At 71.1% G+C, this 16,953-nt stretch carries 19 protein-coding genes and 1 pseudogene; 2 read left to right on the top strand and 18 right to left on the bottom strand.

Going from position 1 to position 16,953, the window contains the following annotated elements; translation table 11 throughout:
• Positions 1-21: 21 nt before the first annotated feature.
• The 16 genes from ACZ7SW_RS31520 to ACZ7SW_RS31445 all read right to left on the bottom strand — a co-directional run bounded on the left by ACZ7SW_RS31520 (position 22) and on the right by ACZ7SW_RS31445 (position 13,597).
• On the bottom strand, positions 22-597 hold the full coding sequence (locus tag ACZ7SW_RS31520) for a dihydrofolate reductase family protein (RefSeq protein ID WP_470233992.1): 576 nt from the start codon (positions 595-597) through the stop codon (positions 22-24).
• A gap of 100 nt (positions 598-697) precedes the next feature.
• Positions 698-1,816: an FAD-dependent monooxygenase gene (locus ACZ7SW_RS31515; protein WP_470233991.1), complete on the bottom strand. Its 1,119-nt coding sequence runs from the start codon at positions 1,814-1,816 to the stop codon at positions 698-700.
• Between the two features lie 13 nt (positions 1,817-1,829).
• The gene (locus ACZ7SW_RS31510; RefSeq protein WP_470233990.1) at positions 1,830-2,729 is read right to left on the bottom strand and encodes an MBL fold metallo-hydrolase; all 900 of its coding nucleotides are present in this window, start codon (positions 2,727-2,729) and stop codon (positions 1,830-1,832) included.
• Positions 2,726-4,108 (bottom strand): MFS transporter, encoded by a 1,383-nt coding sequence (locus ACZ7SW_RS31505; protein WP_470233989.1) that lies wholly within the window; start codon positions 4,106-4,108, stop codon positions 2,726-2,728. The genes ACZ7SW_RS31510 and ACZ7SW_RS31505 overlap by 4 nt, the downstream gene beginning before the upstream one ends.
• Positions 4,109-4,219: 111 nt before the next feature.
• Positions 4,220-4,816: a dienelactone hydrolase family protein gene (locus tag ACZ7SW_RS31500; protein WP_470233988.1), complete on the bottom strand. Its 597-nt coding sequence runs from the start codon at positions 4,814-4,816 to the stop codon at positions 4,220-4,222.
• Positions 4,817-4,828: 12 nt separating this feature from the next.
• The gene (locus ACZ7SW_RS31495; protein WP_470233987.1) at positions 4,829-6,457 is read right to left on the bottom strand and encodes a thiamine pyrophosphate-binding protein; all 1,629 of its coding nucleotides are present in this window, start codon (positions 6,455-6,457) and stop codon (positions 4,829-4,831) included.
• 13 nt (positions 6,458-6,470) lie between these two features.
• Positions 6,471-7,259 carry an SDR family oxidoreductase gene (locus tag ACZ7SW_RS31490; protein WP_470233986.1) on the bottom strand — a complete coding sequence of 263 codons (789 nt, stop codon included), beginning with the start codon at positions 7,257-7,259 and terminating at the stop codon, positions 6,471-6,473.
• Between the two features lie 11 nt (positions 7,260-7,270).
• Positions 7,271-8,011: a 3-oxoacyl-ACP reductase family protein gene (locus ACZ7SW_RS31485; RefSeq protein ID WP_470233985.1), complete on the bottom strand. Its 741-nt coding sequence runs from the start codon at positions 8,009-8,011 to the stop codon at positions 7,271-7,273.
• Complete coding sequence (locus ACZ7SW_RS31480; RefSeq protein ID WP_470233984.1) at positions 8,008-8,796, bottom strand: alpha/beta fold hydrolase; 789 nt, start codon at positions 8,794-8,796, stop codon at positions 8,008-8,010. The genes ACZ7SW_RS31485 and ACZ7SW_RS31480 overlap by 4 nt, the downstream gene beginning before the upstream one ends.
• Positions 8,793-9,572 carry an aspartate dehydrogenase domain-containing protein gene (locus tag ACZ7SW_RS31475; RefSeq protein ID WP_470233983.1) on the bottom strand — a complete coding sequence of 260 codons (780 nt, stop codon included), beginning with the start codon at positions 9,570-9,572 and terminating at the stop codon, positions 8,793-8,795. Before ACZ7SW_RS31475 ends, ACZ7SW_RS31480 begins: the two co-directional genes overlap by 4 nt.
• Positions 9,569-10,495 carry a VOC family protein gene (locus ACZ7SW_RS31470; RefSeq protein ID WP_470233982.1) on the bottom strand — a complete coding sequence of 309 codons (927 nt, stop codon included), beginning with the start codon at positions 10,493-10,495 and terminating at the stop codon, positions 9,569-9,571. The genes ACZ7SW_RS31475 and ACZ7SW_RS31470 overlap by 4 nt, the downstream gene beginning before the upstream one ends.
• Before the next feature lie 17 nt (positions 10,496-10,512).
• On the bottom strand, positions 10,513-11,571 hold the full coding sequence (locus ACZ7SW_RS31465) for a Rieske 2Fe-2S domain-containing protein (RefSeq protein WP_470233981.1): 1,059 nt from the start codon (positions 11,569-11,571) through the stop codon (positions 10,513-10,515).
• Complete coding sequence (locus ACZ7SW_RS31460) at positions 11,571-11,792, bottom strand: recombinase-like helix-turn-helix domain-containing protein (protein ID WP_470233980.1); 222 nt, start codon at positions 11,790-11,792, stop codon at positions 11,571-11,573. Before ACZ7SW_RS31460 ends, ACZ7SW_RS31465 begins: the two co-directional genes overlap by 1 nt.
• Positions 11,793-11,872: 80 nt before the next feature.
• Positions 11,873-12,118, bottom strand: coding sequence for a hypothetical protein (locus ACZ7SW_RS31455; protein ID WP_470233979.1), 246 nt, complete (start codon positions 12,116-12,118; stop codon positions 11,873-11,875).
• Between the two features lie 9 nt (positions 12,119-12,127).
• The gene (locus ACZ7SW_RS31450) at positions 12,128-13,066 is read right to left on the bottom strand and encodes a PDR/VanB family oxidoreductase (RefSeq protein ID WP_470233978.1); all 939 of its coding nucleotides are present in this window, start codon (positions 13,064-13,066) and stop codon (positions 12,128-12,130) included.
• A gap of 12 nt (positions 13,067-13,078) precedes the next feature.
• Positions 13,079-13,597, bottom strand: coding sequence for a cupin domain-containing protein (locus ACZ7SW_RS31445; protein ID WP_470233977.1), 519 nt, complete (start codon positions 13,595-13,597; stop codon positions 13,079-13,081).
• A 234-nt stretch (positions 13,598-13,831) separates the two neighbouring features.
• Here ACZ7SW_RS31445 and ACZ7SW_RS31440 point away from each other — a divergent pair, with 234 nt between their 5' ends.
• Positions 13,832-15,316, top strand: coding sequence for an aldehyde dehydrogenase family protein (locus ACZ7SW_RS31440; RefSeq protein ID WP_470233976.1), 1,485 nt, complete (start codon positions 13,832-13,834; stop codon positions 15,314-15,316).
• A gap of 4 nt (positions 15,317-15,320) precedes the next feature.
• On the opposite strand, the gene ACZ7SW_RS31435 is transcribed toward ACZ7SW_RS31440, so the two are convergent.
• Together ACZ7SW_RS31435 and ACZ7SW_RS31430 are read right to left on the bottom strand one after the other, a co-directional pair.
• Positions 15,321-15,668 carry a hypothetical protein gene (locus ACZ7SW_RS31435; protein WP_470234102.1) on the bottom strand — a complete coding sequence of 116 codons (348 nt, stop codon included), beginning with the start codon at positions 15,666-15,668 and terminating at the stop codon, positions 15,321-15,323.
• Positions 15,669-15,933: 265 nt separating this feature from the next.
• Positions 15,934-16,533, bottom strand: a pseudogene (locus ACZ7SW_RS31430) (RNA polymerase sigma factor); the annotation flags it as partial.
• Positions 16,534-16,750: 217 nt separating this feature from the next.
• Here ACZ7SW_RS31430 and ACZ7SW_RS31425 point away from each other — a divergent pair.
• Positions 16,751-16,939: a hypothetical protein gene (locus ACZ7SW_RS31425; RefSeq protein ID WP_470233975.1), complete on the top strand. Its 189-nt coding sequence runs from the start codon at positions 16,751-16,753 to the stop codon at positions 16,937-16,939.
• Positions 16,940-16,953 lie beyond the last annotated feature (14 nt).

Genomic DNA, 16,953 nt, shown 5'->3' with positions numbered 1-16,953 from the left:
ACCGCCCGCGGAATAGGGCGCTCAGCGGACGAACTCGAAAACCTGCTTCTGAATCCCGTTCGAGTAGCTTTCGCTTTCGATCAGCTTCAGCGGCTGCTTGGCCTTGTCGGTTTCGCTGAACAGCCGCTTCCCCGCGCCGAGCAGGACCGGGAAGACCAGCAGGTTCAGCCGGTCGACCAGTCCGGCGTCGGTGAGGTCGCGGACCAGCGTCGCGCTGCCGTTGACGATGATCGGGCCGCCCTCGGTCTCCTTCAGCGCGGCGACGTCCTCGATCGAACGGAGGATGGTCGTCTCGCCCCAGTTCGTCACCAGGTCTTCGTCGCGCAGCGTGGTCGACACGACGTATTTCGGCATCACCTTGTAGTGCGGGAATTCCTCGGTCATGTCCGGCCACACCGGGGAGAACGCCTCGTAGCTGACGCGGCCGAGCAGCAGCGCGGTCGCCTCCTCCTGCTCGGCGCCCTTGAGCGCGTAGGCGGCGGGGTCGAATTCGATGTCCTTGAACGTCCAGCCCGCGTTCCGGTAGCCGGCCTCGCCGCCGGGGGCTTCGACGACGCCGTCGAGGGAAACGAACGCGGTGGCGATGAGGGTGCGCATGAGATCAGCTCCTGGTTCGGGGTAGTGCCTGTTTCACCTACGCGTCGAACGGAACCGGCCCGATCAGACACGCCACCCGAACCCGGAACTATGACCTGGGTCACACAGCGGTGTGCCAGGCGTCGTACCCGTAGATCGCGTCCGCCGCGGCCGAGCTGGTTCCGCTCTGCTTGAGCCAGCTGTTGCCCCGCGAGGCCAGCTGCACCTCGCGGGTCCGGTCCAGCCGGGCCGCCTGGTACGCCTTCAGCGCGACCTCCGGGTTCGGATACGCCGCCAGCGCCCGCGACAGCACCACACTGTCCTCAATGGCCATTCCCGCCCCTTGCGCCATGAACGGCATCATCGGGTGACACGCGTCGCCCAGCAGCGTCACCGGGCCGGACGACCAGGTCGGCAGCGGATCGCGGACGTACAGTGCCGATCGCAGCACCGAATCGCACGCCTCCAGCAGCGCGCGGGCCTCGGGGTGGAAGCCGCGGTACGCCTCGCGCAGTTCGGCGACGTCCCCCGGAGTGGTCCAGGATTCGTGCCGCCATTGGCTCCGCCGGGTCGTGGCGAAGACGAAGACGTCCGCGCCGCGGTTGAGCGGGAACGTCACCAGCTGCGTGTCCGGGTCCGGGCCCCACCACTTGGTGAAGGAGTCCAGGTTCGGCACGTCGACCGCGCCCGCGGGCAGCACCGCCCGGTACGCGACGACACCGGTGAACTCCGGGTGCTCCTCGCCGAACAACGCGGTGCGGACGGCGGAGTGAATGCCGTCGGCGCCGAGCACCACGTCCGCGGAAGCACTGGTACCGCTGAAGTCAAGCTCGACTCGGTCCGTTGTGGACAGTCCGGTCAGCTTGCGTCCCAAGTGGACTGCCCCGGCGGGCAGCGCGCGTTCCAGCGCGGCGAGCAGATCCGCACGGTGCATCGTGAGCTGCGGCGAGCCGTAACGGCGTTCGGCCTCGTCGCCCATCGGCAGCCGCGAGGTCTCCTCGCCGGTGTCCCAGGTACGGCTGATCCGGTACTTCGGCCGAGCCGCGGTTTCGCGCAGTTCGTCTCCGACACCGAGGCCGTCGAGGGCGCGGACGGCGTTGGGCGTCAGGTTGATGTCCGCGCCGACGCGGCCGAATCCGCCCGCCTGTTCGTGCACGACCGGCGAGAACCCGGCCTTCCGCAGGGCGACAGCGGCGGCCAGGCCGCCGATCCCGCCGCCGACGATCGCGATTTCCGGCACAGCGAAAGCTCCTTCAGACAGTGAGGTCAAGCAGGTCGTGGCCCACGACGACCGGGCCGGAATAGTGCGGACGGACTCGCCGGAGCCAGCCCTCGTCGTCAAGGCGGGCCGGATCGGCGGGGCCGAGGTGCGACAGCGCGACCCGGCGCGCCCCGGCCGCCGCGGCGACCCGGCCGACGTCCGCCGGCGAGGTGTGCGAGGCGGCGAGGAAGTCGAGCAGTTTCGGCGAATAGCCGATGCTGCGGTAGAAATCGGGCTCCATCGCCTCGTGGACCAGCAAATCGGCCCCCGCGGCCAGTTCGCCGACCGCGTCGCTGCGCGCGGTGTCGCCGGAGAAGGCGACCACGCCGTGCTCGGTCTCGAACCGGTAGCCCAGCGCCAGCCGCAGCGGCGGATGCGGGACGGCCCGAGCCGTCACGCGCACCCGATCGTCTTCGTGCACCACGATTTCCGCACCGGCCGCCGCTGAGATGTCAGTGGCGTTGATCAGTCCGGCCAGCCGCGGCCGGTCGCTGGTCCGCTGCCGCACCGCGACGTCCTGCCCGAACGCCGTGAGGTTGCCCGCCACCAGCCCTTCGGTGCCCGCGGCGGGCGGCCCGGGATCGGCCGGGTCCGGGCCGGGGCCGTAGACCCGCACCGGATCGACGACGCCCTGGTTGGCCGGGCCCCAGCCGAGCAGGAAGAGCGTGAACAGCTCGGCGACGTGGTCGGAATGCAGGTGCGTCACGAACACCGCGGCCAGATCGCGCAGGGACAGCCCGGCGGAGACGTACTTGCCGAGCGTCCCGTAGCCCGCGTCGACCAGGTAGACGCGTCCGCCGACCACCACCGCGTTCGCGCAGCCCTGCCGGCCCGGAGCCGGGTACGGCCCGGCCGCCGTGCCGAGCAGGACCACGCGCAGCGCGTCCGTCACGGCGAAACCTCTTCCAGCGTGCGGCCCTTGGTCTCCTCGGCGAAGAACCCCGCGACGAGCGCGCCGACGAAGCAGATCCCGCCGAGCACCAGGAACACCGAGGCGAGCCCGCTGCCCCCGGCGTACAGCGCGCCGACCAGGATCGGGCCGAGGATCAGGCCGAACCGGTTCATCACGCCGCCGAGGCTGACGCCCAGCGCGCGGCTGCGGGTCGGGTACAGCTCCGGCGTGTACAGGTACAGGCAGACGTTCACCGCGAAGTTGAACATCGCCGCGAGCGACGACCACACCAGCAGCTGCAATGGAGTCCCTGCGCCGAGCGCACCCAGCACGACCAGCATCGCGGTCGTCCCGCCCAGGCCCGCGGCGAGCACGACTCGGCGGCCGAGCTTGTCCACGACCAGCGCGGCGATCAGGCAGCCGACGAGACCGGCGACCGACGTGGCCGTGCTGTACCAGAGCGCCTGGCCGATGGTGAGGTGGAACGAGCCCTTGTACAGCGTCGGCAGCCACGAGGTGATGCCGTAGTTGGCGAGGTAGCCGACGAACCAGATCGTCCACACCATCAGCGTGCGCCGCCGGTAGCGTCCGGCGAACAGGTCGCGGAAGGAACCGCGCTTGGCGGGCACCGGTGCCGACGGCGCCTTGGTAACTGCGGGAGGAGGCAACGGACGGCCGATGGACTCCTCGACCCGGCGTTCGATCAACGCCATCGTCTGCTCGGCCTTTTCGGGGTGCCCATGCGCGGCGAGCCAGCGCGGCGACTCCGGGATCCGCAGCTGCAGCAGCACCGCGGCGAGACCGGGAACGGCGGCCAGCGCGAACAGCGGGCGCCAGCCCCAGTGCGGGATGACCCACGCCGCGACCAGCGCGCCGACCGCGAGACCGGCCGGGAAGACGATCTCGTACATCAGCACGAAGCGGCCGCGACGGCGAGCCCGGCTGATCTCCGCGATGTACGCGGCCGCGGTCGGCACTTCGCCGCCGATCGCGAGACCCTGCACGAACCGCAGGATCAGGAACGGCAGCAACGCGGTGCACAACGTCATCGCCAGGCTGCACAACGCGGTGATGGCGACGCACAGCGTGATCACCTTGACGCGGCCGATCCGGTCGGCGGCCCAGCCGGACGCCAGCGCGCCGAGCAGCATGCCGATCGAACCGATGGTCAGCGTCGCGGTGCTGGACGCGGTCGTCAGGTGCCATTCGCGGCCGATGACCGGCAGGGTGTAGGCGATCAGCAGCTGGTCGAACGCCTCGAAGAACGTGACGATGCCGATGATCAGGCGGATCGAGACCTGCCATCGCGACATCGGGAGCCGTTCCAGCCGGGCGGCGATGTCCCGCTGGGTCACCTCGGGGGTGGCGGCGATACTCATGGGCCCTCCTCGGAGCCGGAGCGTGCAATCGATCGTAAGAGGTTTCAGGCGCGATGCCAGGAACTCGGGGCGGCGCTGTGCCTGCTGTCCGTGAGGGGAACCCTGAGGGAATCAGAGTCCCTCAGGGTTCCCCTCACGGACTTGGAGCGGGGCGTCCAGGAACCGGACCAGGTCGTCCGCGGCGGACGGTCCGGCGGGCAGCACGAGCCGATCGGGCGCATGCGGGTCGAATCCGGGCGTACCGGGCCACGGTGGCGGCTCGGGTCCGAGAGCGGCGGCGAGGTCCACGCCGGCCAGTTCGGCAAGGTGGGCGGCGGAGCCGAAACCGGCGACGGCCACGCGGTGGCGCGGCATTCCCAGGCGGGTGCCGAGGTAGTCGAGCGCACCTGCCAGGTCGGCTTCGAGGTCGGACAGGGCGAGCGCGGCGAACGCGGCATCCGCTTTGTCCGGACCGAAGGTGTGGCCGCCGGTCTCGTAGTAGAACAGCGGCGCGACAGTGACGTAACCGCATCTCGCGAGCGTGCGGCAGCAGTTTTCGACGGGTTCGTCGAGCCCGGCGGCACCGTGCAGCACGAGCACCGCGCCGCGCACGCGCCCGGGCGGATGCCGCACCAGCAGCGGCGCGGACGTCCGCACCACCCGGCGGCGGCGGTTCGCGGGTCCGTGCCCGTGATGGTGGACTTCGGCAGCTTCGATGGTGCCTCCCACGTCTTGTCTCCCTCAGCTCTCCGGAACCGGCACCGGCGGCACGAACGGCCGCGGCGTCGCGGGCAGGGCGGTCACGTCCACCTCGATCACGAACGGACCCTGCTGGGCCACCGCCTTCGCCAGCGCGTCGGCGAACTGGCCCGGCTTCGACACCAGCGCGTGCGGCAGGTCCAGCGATTGCGCCATGCGCGCGAAGTCCGGCGTGTACAGGTCGACGCCGGCGCGCTGGCCGCGGTGGTGGTCCTGCATGTTGCGCAGCACGCCGTATCCGCCGTCGTTGAACACGACCAGCGCGAGCCACGGCCGTTCCTGCGCCAGCGTGCACAGTTCGCCGAGGTGCACCGCGAGGCCGCCGTCGCCGACCATCACCACGGTCGGCGCGTCCGGCGTCGCGAGCGCGGCCCCGATGCCGGTGGCGAGGCCCTGTCCGATGCCGCCGCCGACCGGGAACACGTTGGTGCGCGGGTCGTGGATGTCCAGCAGCCGGTTGCCCCACTGACTGGACGGGATGGTCACGTCGCGGGCGATCACGGACTCGGCCGGCAGGCCGTCGCGCAGCGCGGCGCAGATCTCCGCGTACGGGCCGATCGCCTCGTTCAGGTTGTCCCGCACGGCTTTCCGGGTCTCGACGACGCGCTCGCGCCAGCCCGCTTCCGGCTTGGATTCCACAGTGGACAGCGCCGCGAGCACCACCGCGGCGTCGCCTCGCACCCCGACGGTGGCCGGGTAGACGCGGCCCAGCGCTTCGGCGTCGACGTCGATCTGCAGGTGCCGTTCGGGCAGTGCGAGGTGGTAGTGCTTGGTTTCGTTCGAGCGGAAGTGCGTGCCGACGGAGACGAGCAGGTCGGCGTCGGCGAGGAGTTGCGCGGCCGACTCGTGCGCGGCGAAGTTCCCGACGACCAGTTCGTGGTTCTCCGGCACCGTGCCGCGGCCGGAGTTGCTGGTGAACACCGCCGCGCCGAGCCGTTCCGCGAGCGCGCGCACCTCTTCGCGCGCCCCGGTGGCTCCCCCACCGAGCCAGAAGACCGGACGGCGGGCAGTAGCGAGCAATTCGGCGGCTTCGGCTAGTACAGCAGCATCCGGCGCTGGGATCTCACTCGGCTGCTCTGCGGTACCAGGACGGAACTCGTGCCGCGAGTACTGCAGGTCGATCGGCCACTCGACGCTGGCCGGGCCGCTCGGCACCGACAGCGCGTGCCGGATCGCCGTGCGCAGGGTGTCCTCGGCCGTCTCGACCGACGTGACGGTGGCCGCGTGCTTGGAAATCGCGGTCAGCATGCCGATCTGGTCGCGCGTCTCGTGGATGACGCCGCGGCCGCTGCCGAGGAATTCGGAGTCGATCTGGCCGGTCACGTGCAGCACGCGGCTGCCCGCCGTGAGCGCCTCCACCAGCGCGCCGGCCGCGTTGCCCGCGCCGGTTCCGGTGCTGGTGATCGCGACGCCGAGGCCGCCGCTGGCCCGGGAGTACCCGTCGGCGGCGTTCACCGCGGCTGCTTCGTGCCGCACCGGCACGAACCGCAGCCGCCGCGAAACCGCTTCCACCAGCGGCAGGTTGTGCACACTCACCACGCCGAAGGCGGTGTCCACTCCGGCTTCGGACAGCAGGCGAACGAGGAGTTCGCCTCCGTGACCGTGATTCATGGGTCCGTCCCTTCTAGACATAACGAGCGATGCCGCCGCCGACGTCGATCGTCGCGCCGGTCACGTAGGAGGCACGCGGCGAAAGCAGCGTGACGATGGGGAAAGCGACCTCTTCCGCGGTGCCGAGCCGTCCCAGCGGGATTCCGCGGTCGGCGGCCAGCTCGGCCGACCAGTCCACAAAGGACAGCTTGCTGCCGGAAGCCTCGTACCGGCGCCGCCACTGCCCGGTGTCGACCAGGCCGAGGCAGACCGAGTTGACCCGTACGCCGTCCTCGGCCAGTTCGGTCGCCAAAGTCGTGGAGAGATTGAGCAGCGCCGCCCTCGCCGCCGACGTCGCCGCCAACCGGGGTTCGGGCTGGCGGGCGAGGATCGCGTTCACGTTGACCACGGCCGGATTCGAAGCCGCGCGCAGCCACGGCAACGCGGCCCGGACGACGTGCAGCACCGAGAAGATCTTGAGCTGCAACTCTTCCCGCCACTGCTCGTCGGTCGTCTCGGCGAGCCGCGCCATCAGCGACCGGCCCGCGTTGTTCACGACCCCGGCCAGTCCGCCCAGCTCGCGGGCAGCGTCGGCGACGAACGTTTCCACCTGCGCTTCGTCCAGCACGTCGCAGGGCGCGGTGTGCAGCCGGGCACCCTCGGCGCGAGGCAGATCGGCAAGGGCCTTCTCCAGCCGGACGCCGTCTCGGGCGCAGGCGGCGACGTGCGCGCCCTCGGCCAGCAGCGCAGCCGCGGTCGCGAGCCCGACGCCGGAGCTGGCCCCGGTGACGAGCACCGCGCGGCCCTTCAATCCCAAATCCACGGGTTTTCCCTTCAGCTGCAGACGAATCCGCCGTCGACCACGAGGGTCTGGCCGGTGATGTAGGAGGCCGCGTCGGACAGCAGGAACGCCACCGAACCGACCACGTCCTCCGGCTGTTGCGGCCGGGTCAGCGCGCGGTTCATCGCGTACAGCTCGCGCCGCTCCTGCGGAATGCCTGCGGTGGCTTCGACCTCGGTCAGCCCCGGCGCGACCGCATTGACGGTCACGCCGTCCGGGCCGCCGTCCCGAGCCATCGCGCGGGTCATCGCGATCACCGCGCCTTTGGAGGCCACGTACTGGACCAATCGCGGCGAGCCGTACAGCGCGGCGTCGGACGCGAGGTTCACGATGCGTCCGCCGGTCTTCGCGAGCTGCGGATACAGCGCGCGTGAGACGAGCCAGGGGCCGCGAGCGTTGACGGTCATCAACGTGTCCCACGCTTCGACGTCCAGCTCCGCGAAGTGCTTGCCACCCACGCCGTCCGCCATCGCCGCGTTGTTCACCAAGCCGTGCAACGGTCCGAGTTTCGCGACCGCGTCCGCCAAAGCCGCGACGGATTCCGGGTCCGCTACATCGGTGTCGATCCGGTGTGCCTCAACGCCTTCCGCCCGCAACCGGGCAACACCGTCGGCCGCGCGATCCGGAGATCGTTCGGCGACCACGACCCGGCCGCCTTGCCGGCCGATCTCGCGGGCGATCGCCCAGCCCAGACCGCGGCCTGCGCCGGTGACCACATACAGCCGGTCCTTCATCGCGTCACCACCGAGTCCACTTCGGACAGAAACGCCAGGACCTCGGTGGAGAACCGGCGCGGGGACTCCTGATTGGCCGCGTGCCCGCCGGGAAGTATTTCCAGTCGCGCGCCCGGAATCGACGCGGCCAGCCGTCGCGCCTCGGTGACGCCGGTGACCTGGTCGTGCTCGCCGACGAGCACCAGCGTCGGCACCGAGATCCGGGACAGCCGCGGGCCGTGATCCGTCTCGGCCATCGATTCCGCGGCGGAGGTGTAACCGGGCAACCGGATGCCCGCCATGATGTCCTCGACCCGTTGCGCCACCGCGGGATCCGCGCCAGGCGCGAGCAGTCGCGGCGACCGGCGGCGAGCGAACTCCACCGCACCGACCCGGTTCAGCTCGCTCGGCCGGGCCCGCATCAGCGCGGCGCGCTCGGAGTCGATGCCGGAGCCGCGCGTCGAATCGGCCAGCACCAGCGACCGCACCACCTCCGGGTACTCCAGCGCGACCCGGGTCGCGATCACCCCGCCCCACGACACACCTACGAGATGTGCGGGCACCGCGTCCAGCGAGGTCAGCAAACGGCCGACCAGCGCCGCGTAGCCAGCCATTCCCAGCGGCTGCGCCGGGTCGGCGGAACCGCCGTAACCGGGTGCGTCCCAAGCCAGTACGCGATGTTTCGGCGCCAGTCCGGCGAGCTGCGCGTCGAACGACGCGCTCGAACCGCCGATGCCGTGCAGCAACAGCACCGGACTGCCGTCCCCGGCCGTCCACACCTGCACACCGTCCACAATGGAGGTCACCGGAACACCGCCCGCGGCGTCGCCAAGGCTTCCAGTGCGGAGAGCACCGCGAAAGGCACGACCTGGCTGGACGTGGGCGTCTGCGGCGACGGCCGGTTCCGGATCTCGAACCGGTACTCCCCCGCCGGGCCCACCGCGGTGATCACGTGGGAGGTCAATGGCGCGGCCGGATCAGCGATCACCGCCGCCTCCACGACGTCCCAATCCCGCACCGCCAACGCCACGGACGCAGCCACATTCGCCGACTTCGGGAACGCCGCAGTGATCTCCCGCGCGGGCCCACGCCGCAGCTCGACCGGCGCGGTCGCCTGCCGCAGCTCTTCCGCCTCTTCGGTGGACATCCACGGCTGGACCAGCGAAGACGCCTTCTTCGTCGTCTCGATGACCACCCGCTCGAACGACCCGAGCAGCGCCGCCGAACGCAGCAGGTCGAGCCCGCCGATCGCGCCAGTCGACAAATGGACCGCACCCGGCCCGGCCGCGAGCAGCTTCTCCAGCAACCCGTCCGCCGCGAGCGCGCCGACCGAAACCACCAGCAGATCGCAGCCCGCCGACAGCACCTGCGGTCCAGCGTCCGTCAACGCCCGCTGCCCGGCGGCCTCGACCACCAGGTCCGAAGTGGACAGAAGCTCCGGCAACGCGCGCATCGGCAGTCCCGCCGGAGCGAGCGCCGGGTCGACGACCCCGGCCAGCTCCGCGCCCGGCACCTGCCCGTCGCGCAGCGCCTCGGCGACGACCGAGCCGATCGACCCCGCGCCCAGCACTCCTACCTTCACGACTGCCACCACGCCGAGTAGCCGGGGTCCGGCACGCCGCGCATGTGCGAGCGGACGTCCTTCGACGGCGGCCCCGCAGTTCCCCACAGGTCGGACAGCTCCGGCGTGCGCCGCCAGACCCGGCACAGCCAGGCGTCTTCCTCGACCTGCGCGACCTCGGAGGTGTACTCGCAGACGAGCCCGGCCGGGTCGGCGAAGTAGCCGAAAGTATTGCTGCCCGGGCCGTGCCGGCCAGGGCCCCACAGCGGCGTGACGCCGTTGTGCTTGAGCCGCCCGATGCCGCGCATGAAGTGGTCGATCGAGTTCATCTCGTACGCGATGTGGTTCACCGACGCGAATTCGGCCTGGTTGAACGCGATCACGTGGTGGTCGGCGTTGCAGCGCAGGAACGCCATCTGGTGTTCGGACCAGTCGGAGATCCGCATGCCCAGCACCCGCGTGTAGAACTCGCAGGCCGCGTCGATGTCGACCGTGTTGAGCACGACGTGCGCCAGTTTCCGCGGCACCGCGGCGCGTCCGCAGGGATCGCCTGGGACGACCGCGTCGACCTCGGCGGACAACTCCACCAGACGGCCTTCCGGGTCGGCGAAGCGCAGGCCGTACCCGCCGCCGACCTGGTCGAGCTTGCCGGGTTCGGTGACCAGGCCGACACCGTGCGCGGCCAGCCGGGCGGCGGCCGCGTCGACCTCGCGCGGGGTGGCGACGGCGAACGCGATCTTGCCCAGCGCGTTCTGCTCGGCCTGTTCGAGCTGGAGCACGTGGTGCTCGTCGCCGGAACCGCGCAGCCAGACTGCGCCGCGGTCGGCTTCGACCTGCTGCAGCCCCCAGACTTCGCGATAGAACTCGCCGGAATCGGCGCACTGCGTCGAGCGCAGCGTCACCGCGCGCAGGGCGCGGAGCCGCGCGATGGGTTCGGCGGACATTGGGGCCTCCTGGAACTTCAGCGGGTGGGGGCGGGCACGGGCGCGGCCGGAGCCGGCGCGGCGGCGGGAGCGGCGAGCGCGGCGGCCTGGCGGCGGGCTTCCGAACGCAGCAACCGGCGCGTCCGGACGAGCGCGATGTCGTGCTGGTACAGGTTTTCCCGGTCCCACGCGTCGAGCGGCATCGCCTCGGCCATCTCGCGGTCCTGCTCCAGCACCGCCCAGTGCCGGGCTTCGAGCCGGTTGCGGTAGAGGACGCGCCAGCTGTCGCGTTCCCAGCCGGAAACCTTGCGGCAGCGCCAAAAGAAGGCCGCGTGCTGGGTCTCGTTGATCGCGCACAGCGCGGCGACGATGGTGAACGCGCCGCCCGGCCCGGCGGTGTCCGGGTACGGGATGTCGAGCGTGACCCACTGCGCGCCCGCGTCGGTGAGCTGGACCCAGTCGAAGTTCACGCCGCGCTGGTCGGTCTTCTCGAAGACGAACCCGTCGTCGATCGCGCGGATCTGGAAGACGGCCTCGCGCTTGCCGCCGAACATGGTGTGGCTGTTGCGGTGCAGGAACGCGCCGTGCATCGGGTCGAGCAGGTTGTCCAGGGAGTAGCCGTAGGGCGCGTCCCATTCGACGTAGCAGAGGAAGTTGTCCCACTCGCCGCCCGCGATCGGGTCTGGCACCTGCAACGGCGTCGGTTCGGCGTTCTCGTCCAGGCCGAACCAGGCGAACACCGCACCGGCGTGTTCCTGCGCGGGGAACGTCCGCAGCGCGCGACGGCCCTCCAGCGCGCACCCCGGGCTGCCGGGCACCGACACGACGAAACCTTCGCCGTCGACCTGCACGCCGTGGTAGTTGCAGGCGACCCGGTCGCCCATGTGCACGCCGAGCGAAAGCCGTGCGCCGCGGTGCGGGCAGCGGTCTTCCTGAACGTGCACGACGCCAGCGGAGTCACGCCAGAGCAGCAGCTGCTCCCCGGCCCGCTCGATGCGGGTCAGCTCGCCGCGCTTGACGGTCGTGGACGGGCACAGCGGGTACCAGCGGTCGCGCAGGCCCAGTGCCAGCAGCTCTTCGGCGGTCTTGGTCGCCATCACGCCTCTCCCGCCAGCCGCGCCAGTTCGGCGGTGAACGTCGCTTCGGTCCAGTCGGCGCCATCCGCCGGGCGCAGACCGCCCGCGTTGAGCGCGGAGACCACGCCGGGCAGGTCGTGCACGCCCCGGCCGTAGACGGCTTCCAGCTCGTCGGCCAGCGCGTTCTCGTAGCTCGTTGGCGGGGCGGTGCGGCTCTGCACAGGCCGCAGCTGCAGCGGCATCGGGCGTTCCCTTCGATTCGTGGTGGTCAGGCCTCGTGCGCGGTGATCGCGGTGCTGACCGGGATTGCCGCGCACGGGCCTCAGGCGGCGGCAGGGGCGAGCGCGGCTTGCCCGGCGGCGGTGAGCACCGCGGGCACCCGGAGCCCCGGTCCGCGCGGCGCGGCCGGTTCGGGGGCGAGCAGCCCTGCCAGCTGGTGGCCGAGCGTCGGGTCGCAGCAGGCGAGCCCGTCGACGTAGAGGTGCGGTTCGCGGCTGCACGTCATCTCCACGTGCCCCGCGGCGGCGGCGCGCAGCACGGCGAGCTGCCGGTGGGTGTGTCCGGCCATGGCCGGCTCCTAGAGGTCAAGAACGAGTTCGGCCGACCGGCACCGCGACACGCACAGCATCATGGTCCCGGTACTCGCCTTCTCGTCGTCGTCGAGCACGAAATCGCGGTGGTCCGGCTCGCCGGAGAGCACCTTCGTTTCACAAGTCCCGCACACGCCCTCGCGGCACGAGGTGGGCACGGAAATCCCGGTGCGGCCGAGAGCGTCCACAATGGACTCGTCGGCGGCCACCGAAATCCGGGTGCCGGAACCGGCGCACACGACGTCGAATCCCGTTCCCGGCGCGGCGGCCGGAGCCTCGGGGGCCCGGAAGCGTTCGACCCGCAAGGTCGCCGTTTCCGGCAACGCCGCCTCGACCGCGCGGATGAGCGGTTCGGGACCGCAGCAGTGCACGACCGTGCCCGGCGCGAGCCCGGCCAGCCTCGCGGCCAGCTCGGGCGGACCGCCGTGCTCGTCGTCGGCGTGCACTTCCAGCCGATCCCCGGCGAGCCCGGAAAGCTCGTCCAGGAAAGCCATTCCGCCACGCGACCGTCCACAGTAGAGCATGGACCACGGTGTGGAGCCGGCGGCGAGTTTCCGGGCCATCGCGAGGATCGGGGTGACGCCGATGCCGCCGGCGATGAGCAGGTGCTCCGGGGCGTCGTGCAGTTCGAAGGTGTTGCGCGGACCCTCGACGGGGAGGACGCTCCCCGCGGTGAGCCGCTCGTGCACCCACGCACTGCCGCCGCGCGAGGATTCCTCCCGCAGCACCGCGACCGTCCACGCGCGGGTGTCGGCCGGGTCGCCGCAGAGCGAGTACTCGCGCACCAGCCCGTTCGGCAGGTGCAGGGAAAGGTGCGCTCCCGGCTCCCAGCCGGGCAGCGGCTGCCCTTCCGGATCGCGCAGTTCCACCTGCGTGACCCGGTCGGCCAGCCACGTCGTCCGGTGCACCCGCAGCATCGTCGGCATCGCGGTCTCTTCTCAGCGAGTGACGCCGTGCATCGGCGAGGTGGGCGGGTAGGTCGGCAGCTGCGGCTTCTGCGCGCCGATGATGACGCAGAACAGCGCGTCGGTGTCGCCGGCGTTGCGCAGGCTGCGCGGCACCCCGGCGGGCACGCGGATCAGGTCGCGGTAGCCGAGCACGCGGGTGGCGGTCTTGGTGCCGTCCTCGACGTCGTGCACGGTCACCTCCAGCGTGCCTTCGAGGACGAAGAACGCCTCTTCCACGTCGTGGTGGGTGTGCTCCGGGCCGATCGCGCCGACCGGCAGCCGCATGTTGGAGAAGGTGAAGTGCTCCGAGGGCAGCTGGCGCGCGTCGCCGTCGTGGTTGCCGGTCGCGCCGGAGCCGATGTAGCGGATCTGCGCGCGGCGGAACTCGTCGCCCTTCGCGGCGGCCTGGAAACCGAGGGTGTCCCAGTCCTCGTACCGCGTCTCGCGAGCGGCGACGCACGAGTCGATGAGCTCCTCGAGTTCCTGGTGCTTGTTTTCGGTGGTGGTCATCGCGGGGCAACTCCTCCGGTGGTCCTCGGCGGACTCGCCGCCGAATGCCTTAGGTCTAAGAGACTTACTGATAAGGGTTGTACCCCGCGCGCTGTGATCCGCACAACCCCTTAGGCCTAAAATTCTTTCCAGCGACTCCCCGGCGGCTCGCGCGCCGGGGCGGGTCTTGACGAAATCTTAGGTCTAAGGTTTCCTCGGTCGCACCCCCTCACCCGCGCCGAAAGGACGTCCGCCATGCAGCCCTTCCCTGTCCCGCCCGACGAAATCCCGGTCGGCGGCGACTGGCAGCGCGGCGGCGGTCCCGCGTCCGCGTGCGTGGATCCCGCCGACGGTTCGACAGTCGCCTCGATCCACGCCGCCGACTCCGCCCAGGTCGACGCCGCCGCCCGCGCGGGGGCCGAAGCCGCCGCGGATCCGGCGTGGCGAGACCTGCTGCCGCACCAGCGCGCCCGCCTGCTCACCCGGGTCGCCGACGCGATCGAGGCCCACGCCGAGCAACTCGCCCTGCTGCAAACCCGCAACACCGGCAAGGCGCTCGGCGAAACCCGCGCGCTGGTCGCGAGCGCGGCCGGCACGTTCCGCTATTACGCGGCCGCGCTCGAAACCCTCGAAGGCGAACTCCCGCCGAGCCGCGGCGCGCACCTGACGATGAGCGTGCACGAACCGATCGGCGTCGTCGGCGCGATCACGCCGTGGAACTCGCCGATCGCCAGCGACGCCCAGAAAATCGCCCCCGCGCTGGCCGCCGGAAACGCCGTCCTGCTCAAACCGGCCGAAGCCACTCCCCTGGTTTCGCTGGCGCTGGCCCGCCTCGTCCACGACGCCGGCGTCCCGCCCGCGCTGCTGTCCGTCCTGCCCGGCCCCGGCTCGGTCGTCGGCGACGCCCTCTCCCGCCATCCGCTGGTCGGCAAGCTCGCCTTCACCGGCGGCACCACCACCGGACGGGTGCTGGGCCGCATCGCCGCGGAGCGGATCATCCCGGTCACCATGGAACTGGGCGGCAAATCCCCGACGATCGTCTGCGAGGACGCCGACGTCGAGGAGACTGTCGCCGGAATCCTGTATGGAATCTTCTCGTCGACCGGACAGAGCTGCATCGCCGGATCGCGGATCTTCCTGCCGCGCGAGCAGTACGACGAATGGGCGTCCCGCCTGATCGCCGCGACCACTGCCCTGCGGCTGGGCCCGGGCACCGATCCCGCCACCCAGGTCGGGCCGCTGGCGACCTTCGCGCACCGCGACAAGGTGGCCGCGATGGTCGACCGCGCCCGCGAAGAAGGCGCGGCGGTCCGCTGCGGCGGCCAGATCCCCGACGACGAACGCTTGTCGCGCGGCGCTTACTACCTGCCCACCCTGCTGGACGGACTCGCCCCGGACGCGAAGACGTGCCAGGAGGAAATCTTCGGCCCGGTCGGCGTCCTGCTGCCCTACGACGACGAGGAAGACCTGGTCGCCCAAGCGAACTCGACGGTCTACGGCCTGGCGTGCGGCATCTGGACCGCCGACTACCGCCGCGCGCTCCGCCTGGCGCGCCGCGTGGACGCGGGGACGGTGTGGATCAACACGTACAAGCAGTTCAGCATCTCGACGCCGTTCAGCGGCACCAAGGAAAGCGGCCTCGGCACGGACAAGGGGCGCACCGCGATCCGCAGCTACCAGCGGCAGAAGAGCCTGTGCCTGAGCCTGGCGGACGAGCCGATCCCGTGGGCTCGCGGCTGATCCGTCAGCACGTTCGGACTTTGCGGTCCGGCGCTACGTACGGCTCGGCGACATAGCCGGTGATTCCGGTGGCGTTGTCGGTCAAGGAGAAGTACGCGTAGCGGCCGGTTTTCGGCGCGAGGCAGTGCACGGTCGCGGGGTGATTGCGGTAGGCGAGGCCCTTTGTCGCGCTGGTCGAACTGGGTGCTGCGTGGATGCGGATTCCGTCCTCGGCGAATCCGCCGCCGATGTCGGACGCGCCGTCTGATTGGGGCCGTGCGGTGGGGATCGGCGGGGCGGCTGCCGGGAGTTGTTGCGTACCGCCTGCGGCCAGCGCGACGGCGACCGCCGCGATGACGGCGGCACTGGACACGGCGACTCCGGTGAACTGACGAGGGAGCGAAGCTGCTCCTTTGCTTGCGGCGGTGCCGGCGGCGGTCGCCCCCCACCGCACTCGCAGCGCTCGCGGCCGCCGTGGCTTTTGCCGCGCCAACGGTCGCCAGGTAGCCGACGGCTGCCCCGCCCAGGACGATCGGAGCGATGACCGCGCGCAGTCCGCCATTGACGTCCGCGAGTTCCGCGGCGAGCATGCGACACCCGTCGCACTTGTCCAGGTGGCTCTCGACCAGAGCGCCTTCCCGTTTGGCCAGTCCCTTACGCGTCCACGCGCCGAGCCGTTCGGCGGTCTCCCGGCAGGCGTCAGTCTGGTTCTCCGACAGATGAACCTGCAGGAACGCTTGCCGGAGCCCCTCGCGAGCGCGGTAAGCGAGCGCTGAGACGCCGTTGGGGGTCAGCCCGAGCAGCGGCGCGACCTCCGCCGGGCTTTGTTGTTCGATCTCGGTGTGCCAGAGCACCGCCTGCCAGCGTTCGGGCAACCGCGCGAACGCCTTCGCGGCCAGCGTCCGTTCAAGCCCGGCGACTGCGGTGTCCGTGAACGGCACGGCCAGTGCCTCCGCGTCCTTGCCGAGCGGTTCGGACAGGTCCGCGGAGAGGTGGATGCCGCGATGCTGGCGGGTCACGTCGTAGGCGACGTGCCGCAGCGCGGTCAGCAAATACGAGCGGAACGCCGAATCGGGTCCTTTGCCCGCGCGCAGGGCGTCGAGGACTCTCGCGAACGCCTCGGACGTCAGATCGTCGGCTTCGGCCTTGGACTTGGCGAGCTGGCGGGCCAGGTTCCCGGCCGCCTCGCGATGCCGTTCGTAAAGGGTTCCGTACGCGCTGGCCTCCCCCGCACGCACGGCGGCGATCAATTCGGCGTCACTCTGGTCGGCGGGCACGCGAGCCTCCTGGGGTCGTGATGCCCGGAGGACCAGCCGATGCGGGGATCATGACGCGGTTTCGGGGAATTAATTCCCCGAAACCGCGTCACGTTCGGATCCGGCCGCGGTCCAGTAAGCCCATGACAGCTTTTCCGGCCGACCCCGCTCGGCTCGCCGACGAGTTCGGGGAATCGTGATGCCCGCTTACTGCTGGCCCCTGCTCGCGGCGCTCGTGCTCCTCAACCTCCTGCGGCTAGCCGTCTTTCGCCTCGCGCTGCACGCCCGCCGCGAGTGGAATATTCCCACCGCCGACCTGGAACGGCTCATTCTCGCGTGCTATCCACGCCGTCCGAAGAATGCTCCGCCCCGGACCGAGGAGAATTGACAGCAGGTCAACGC

Source organism: Amycolatopsis sp. NPDC114484, assembly GCF_055633755.1.
Note: the sequence above shows the minus strand (reverse complement) of the source record. Positions and strands in the feature narration are given on the sequence as shown.

Excerpts from the sequence above, each read along its gene's own strand:
- ACZ7SW_RS31440 (WP_470233976.1), top strand. The coding sequence starts at position 13,832 with ATGCAGCCCTTCCCTGTCCCGCCCGACGAAATCCCGGTCGGCGGCGAC.
- ACZ7SW_RS31485 (WP_470233985.1), bottom strand. The coding sequence starts at position 8,011 with ATGAAGGACCGGCTGTATGTGGTCACCGGCGCAGGCCGCGGTCTGGGC.
- ACZ7SW_RS31465 (WP_470233981.1), bottom strand. The coding sequence starts at position 11,571 with ATGGCGACCAAGACCGCCGAAGAGCTGCTGGCACTGGGCCTGCGCGAC.
- ACZ7SW_RS31495 (WP_470233987.1), bottom strand. The coding sequence starts at position 6,457 with ATGAATCACGGTCACGGAGGCGAACTCCTCGTTCGCCTGCTGTCCGAA.
- ACZ7SW_RS31450 (WP_470233978.1), bottom strand. The coding sequence starts at position 13,066 with ATGCCGACGATGCTGCGGGTGCACCGGACGACGTGGCTGGCCGACCGG.
- ACZ7SW_RS31425 (WP_470233975.1), top strand. The coding sequence starts at position 16,751 with ATGCCCGCTTACTGCTGGCCCCTGCTCGCGGCGCTCGTGCTCCTCAAC.
- ACZ7SW_RS31470 (WP_470233982.1), bottom strand. The coding sequence starts at position 10,495 with ATGTCCGCCGAACCCATCGCGCGGCTCCGCGCCCTGCGCGCGGTGACG.
- ACZ7SW_RS31455 (WP_470233979.1), bottom strand. The coding sequence starts at position 12,118 with ATGGCCGGACACACCCACCGGCAGCTCGCCGTGCTGCGCGCCGCCGCC.
- ACZ7SW_RS31460 (WP_470233980.1), bottom strand. The coding sequence starts at position 11,792 with ATGCCGCTGCAGCTGCGGCCTGTGCAGAGCCGCACCGCCCCGCCAACG.
- ACZ7SW_RS31520 (WP_470233992.1), bottom strand. The coding sequence starts at position 597 with ATGCGCACCCTCATCGCCACCGCGTTCGTTTCCCTCGACGGCGTCGTC.
- ACZ7SW_RS31445 (WP_470233977.1), bottom strand. The coding sequence starts at position 13,597 with ATGACCACCACCGAAAACAAGCACCAGGAACTCGAGGAGCTCATCGAC.
- ACZ7SW_RS31505 (WP_470233989.1), bottom strand. The coding sequence starts at position 4,108 with ATGAGTATCGCCGCCACCCCCGAGGTGACCCAGCGGGACATCGCCGCC.